General features: G+C 54.8%; 3 protein-coding genes and 2 tRNA genes. 1 reads left to right on the forward strand and 4 read right to left on the reverse strand.

Annotated features, from left to right (window positions below; translation table 11 throughout):
- From RR877_RS10210 to RR877_RS10220, 3 genes are all read right to left on the reverse strand, one after another.
- Window positions 1-363, reverse strand: a 363-nt coding sequence (locus tag RR877_RS10210) for a hypothetical protein (protein WP_332628165.1), incomplete at its 3' end; no start/stop codon positions are given.
- A gap of 88 nt (window positions 364-451) precedes the next feature.
- Window positions 452-1,816, reverse strand: coding sequence for a trigger factor (tig, locus tag RR877_RS10215; RefSeq protein WP_332628167.1), 1,365 nt, complete (start codon window positions 1,814-1,816; stop codon window positions 452-454).
- Window positions 1,817-1,854: 38 nt separating this feature from the next.
- Window positions 1,855-1,932, reverse strand: a tRNA-Pro gene (locus tag RR877_RS10220).
- A 127-nt stretch (window positions 1,933-2,059) separates the two neighbouring features.
- On the opposite strand from RR877_RS10220, the gene RR877_RS10225 reads away from it, so the two are divergent.
- Window positions 2,060-2,133, forward strand: a tRNA-Gly gene (locus tag RR877_RS10225).
- Window positions 2,134-2,193: 60 nt separating this feature from the next.
- Here the strand turns inward: RR877_RS10225 and RR877_RS10230 are convergent.
- Window positions 2,194-2,961 (reverse strand): integrase core domain-containing protein (locus RR877_RS10230; RefSeq protein ID WP_332628168.1); only part of this gene is annotated, 768 nt, incomplete at its 5' end.

The raw sequence follows: 2,961 nt of genomic DNA on the forward strand, positions 1-2,961 counted from the left end.
ATCCACATTCTTGTTGTAGTGGATAACGCGACCATCTGGAAGAGTCCGTGAATACGAAGTCCGGTGAATACCCCGGTCCCAATCCCGAACATTACGAATATGGAAACCAGTTAGCCTCGCTGCTTCCGCGCGATGAACACCCGCAGCACGAAGACGGAAATATTCCTCCTTGCGCAAAGCCCGAGCGCCACCGACATCGACACCAGCAGCAACAAGCCATTGATAAACCGTCAAATAAGGAAAACCCAACTCGCGTGCAACAGCACGACAGTTACCTAACCGAGTGAAAGCTTCAACGGCAGCTAACTTTTCAGCTGCGGTGTAACGCCTTCGAGAACGTGTGGGTGGCGGGGTAAAAGACATGGTCGTTGCAACCTCCAAAAGGATGGAGTGTTGCAACGACCATTAGAACCCAAGTTCCTGCGGGGTTTTTGTAGTTCTTATCGAAGGATTAGTCCTTCTTTGCTTCGGGCTTCTTAGCAGCAGGCTTCTTCTCAGCAGGTGCCTTCTCAGCCTTAGCGGGCTTCTCAGCCTTCTTGTCTTCCACGAGAGCGAATGCGCTCATGTCGACAGCCTTGCCCTTGGTGTCTACGACCTTGGCCTTGCCCAAGATGATGCTGACAGCCTTGTTACGGGCAACTTCAGCGACCATGGACGCGATCTGGTTGTTTTCAGTGAGGATCTTGGCGAACTCGGAAGGATCCATCTGGTACTGCATTGCACCCTGGATGATGTACTGAGTGAGCTCGTCCTGGCTGACCTGAACATCTTCGGACTCAGCGATCGTGTCGAGCAAGATCTGAGTTGCGAACAGAGTCTGCGACTCCTCGATGACCTCTGCACGGTGCTTGTCATCTTCGAGACGACCCTCACCCTCGAGGTGGCGGTGCACCTCGTCATCGATAACGGCCTGAGGAACTTCAATCTTGGTGTCAGCAACGAGCTTGGCAACAAGCTTCTCACGTGCTTCACGAGCCTGAACAGCAACCTTGCGCTGCTCTGCCTGAGCCTTGAGGCTCTCGGTCAGCTCGGCGATGGTGTCGAATTCAGAGGCGATCTGAGCGAAGTCATCGTCAGCCTTGGGAAGCTCGCGCTCCTTGACTGCGGTAACGGTGACAGCAATCTGTGCCTTCTCACCTTCGTGGTCGCCACCGAGCAGGTTGGACTCGAAGGTGGTGGACTCACCAGCGGTGAGAGATTCAATGGCTTCATCGATACCCTCGATGAGCTCGCCAGAGCCAACCTCGTAGGAGATGGACTGAGCAGTGTCGACCTCGGTGCCACCAATGGTTGCAACCAGGTCTAGCTGAGCGAAGTCACCCTTCTTAGCTGGACGGTCAACAGTGACGAGGGTGCCGAAGCGGCTACGCAGCTCGTCGAGTTCCTTCTGAACGTCTTCCTTAGACACTGTTGCTGCTTCAACCTCAACGGTGAGACCGTCGAGCTGAGGAAGCTTCACCTCGGGACGAACGTCAACCTCGATGGTGACAACCAGGTCGCCAGAGAAGTCCTTCTCGGCTGGCCAGGTGGTGATGTCTGCTTCGGGGCGACCCATGGGGCGCACCTTCTCGTCGAGAACTGCCTGGCGGTAGAAACCTTCGAGACCCTCGTTCACAGCGTGCTCGAGCACAGCCATGCGACCAACGCGCTGGTCGATCAGTGCCGCAGGAGCCTTGCCCTTGCGGAATCCGGGAACGTTGAGAGATTCAGCAATGTGCTCGTAAGCGTGCTTGATTGCTGGCTTCAGCTCATCTGCGGTCACCGTGATGGTGAGTTTCGCGCGAGTGTTGCTGAGTTTTTCGACCTTGGTCTTCACGAAGGGGTACTCCTGCTTGATGGTGATGGATCTGGATGTGGTCGGGGCGACAGGATTCGAACCTGCGACCTCCCGCTCCCAAAGCGGGCGCTCTAGCCAAGCTGAGCTACGCCCCGGTCCTGCAGTCAGTTATTCAAAGAAGACAACTTGCAAGGCCGGTATTCGCCGAGGCGAAATGACCGAGTACCACTCTACTATGTATAAGATAGTTTGAGTGCCCACCGAGAAACCGGTGAATTGCACGGGGATGTAGCTCAATGGTAGAGCCTCAGTCTTCCAAACTGATTACGCGGGTTCGATTCCCGTCATCCCCTCCATGTGATGTTCCAGGACATCGTGGACACCTGAACCCCCGGAAACGGGGTTCAGGTGTCTTTTTATTTCTTGGGTTGATAGTTCTTGTTCGGGTCGATTTCGTATTCACCGAGGACTGTTCCTTGGGTGTCGATTATGGTGACGTCTTTGTCTTTGACTAGCGCGATGACTTCTTCTCGTTCGTGTTGTCTGCCGACTCCGAGGTGGAGCATCTTGTTGCCGTAACGCAATGTGATGCGGCCTTCGTTGACTTTGTCGTAGCGAACTTTCCAAATGGATTCTGAACCGGTGGGTGTGGCTTTGGGGATGAGCCCGTAAGCGGTTGCGGGAGTGTTTCGTCCGATGGATCGGTGGGGTCGGATGTGGTTGTAGTAGTGACGGAAGTTATCGAGTTGCTGCTGGAGTTCTTCCAGGCTGTGGGCTGCGGGTTGGGCGGTGAGGAACAGTTTCAGGGTTTGCCAGAGCCTCTCGATTTTGCCTTGCGTGGTGGGTTTGTAGGGGCGTCCATTCTTTTGCTGGATGCCCTCTAGTGACAGCAACGTTTCAAACGCGTTCGAGTTTCCTTCGCCCCTTCCGCCTCCAGCATGACGGGTGGTGTAAACCATTCCGTTATCGGTCAGGGTTGATGCAGGAAGGCCATATTCGTTCGTGGCGGTAGTGAATGTGGTGGTGACTGTTGTGCCACTGATGCGTCTGTGGACGCTCAGATGTAGCAAGAAACGTGAATGGTCATCTATCCAACCGATGATCTCGGTGTCTGCTCCGGAGGCCAGTCTCCAGTGGGTGAAATCTGACTGCCATGTCTCGTTGGGTTGATCTGCTTGGAAACG

Origin of the sequence: Aurantimicrobium sp. (assembly GCF_036667855.1) — a bacterium.
GTDB lineage: Bacteria > Actinomycetota > Actinomycetes > Actinomycetales > Microbacteriaceae > Aurantimicrobium.